The 1,274-nt window shown below is 48.8% G+C and carries 2 protein-coding genes; both read left to right on the top strand.

The window, feature by feature from the left end; translation table 11 throughout:
• The first annotated feature begins 70 nt into the window (after nucleotides 1-70).
• A complete protein-coding gene (locus tag ACQ76X_RS35905) occupies nucleotides 71-367 on the top strand; it encodes a transposase (protein ID WP_340893796.1) in 297 nt (98 codons plus the stop codon).
• On the top strand, nucleotides 364-1,236 hold the full coding sequence (locus ACQ76X_RS35900) for an IS3 family transposase (protein WP_438498664.1): 873 nt from the start codon (nucleotides 364-366) through the stop codon (nucleotides 1,234-1,236). Before ACQ76X_RS35905 ends, ACQ76X_RS35900 begins: the two co-directional genes overlap by 4 nt.
• Nucleotides 1,237-1,274 lie beyond the last annotated feature (38 nt).

Below are 1,274 nucleotides of genomic sequence, written 5' to 3'. Positions count from 1 at the left end.
TGCTGTTAGAGTTAAAAGTGGACACTCGTTAAGAGAACAGGAATAATGAGATTAACGAGGAGGTGTCCACATGAGTGGAACACGAAAAAGCTACAATGATGAATTTAAAAAACAGACGGTAAAGTACATCCAGGAGCAGACCAAGACGGTGGCGGAACTGGCCCAGGAGCTGGATATCCCCGCTAAAACCCTGCATCAATGGCTGGGTAAGTTCCGGCAGTTCCCAGACGAGCCCGTGGCCAGCGCCGAAAGGGTACGAGAACTGGAACGACAGTTGCGGGAAAAAGAACAGCAACTAGCCGATATGGCGGAGGAAATGGCCATCGTAAAAAAAGCAGTGCACATCTTCAGCAATCCAAAGAACTGAGATTTCAGTTCATCGAAGATCATCGCTCCCGGTTTCGTGTGGAGAAGATGTGCAGTGTCTTTGAGGTATCGCGGAGCGGCTATTACAAATGGAGAACGGCAAAACCAAGCCCACAAGCGACCCGAAAGGCGTTGCTTCTTCAGCGAATTACCTATCATTTTAACGATACAGGAGGCTGCTACGGCAGTCCTAAAATCACGATTCTTCTCCAGCGCGAAGGCCACAAGATCAGTGAGCGTACCGTAGGGAAATACATGAGAGAGCTGGGCTTGCGCTCCTGTGTAGCAAAGAAATTTCGCGTAAACACGACCGACTCCAACCACACCTTACCGGTTGCACCTAACCTGCTAAACCAACAATTTTCCACCGAAAAACCAAATCAAACTTGGGTCGCGGATATCACCTACATTCCCTGCCGGGAAGGACGGATGTACCTCGCCAGCGTGCTTGACCTATGCACCCGGGAAATCGTAGGCTGGCGGCTGGACGACCGGATGACCACAGATCTGGTAATGGGCGCTCTAGAAGACGCCTACAAGGCCAAACGTCCAAAGAAAGGTCTCATTCACCATTCGGATCGAGGCTCACAATATGCCTCAGCCGACTTCCGTAAACGTTTGGTGAAATACCGCATGAAGGCCAGCATGAGCCGCAAAGGCAACTGCTACGACAATGCTTGCATTGAATCTTTTCACAGCCTATTGAAAAAAGAGTTTGTGTACTGTACCCGATTCAAAACGAAGAAACAAGCCTATGATGGCATCTACCAGTACATTGAATTTTTTTATAACCGCAAGCGAATCCATGGTGCTCTGGGCTACGTATCGCCGGTTCAGTTTGCAGCTAGATTCAAACGAAAAGCAGCCTAATTTCATTTTTTAGTGTCCACTTTCTTGACGGAGGTCCA

Source organism: Paenibacillus sp. IHBB 3054 (genome assembly GCF_051594305.1).
Lineage (GTDB): Bacteria > Bacillota > Bacilli > Paenibacillales > Paenibacillaceae > Paenibacillus_AQ.
This window is presented reverse-complemented; position numbering and strand designations above follow the sequence as displayed.

Bases quoted from the DNA above. Each gene is read 5' to 3' on its own strand.
- ACQ76X_RS35905 (WP_340893796.1), top strand. From the start codon at position 71: ATGAGTGGAACACGAAAAAGCTACAATGATGAATTTAAAAAACAGACG.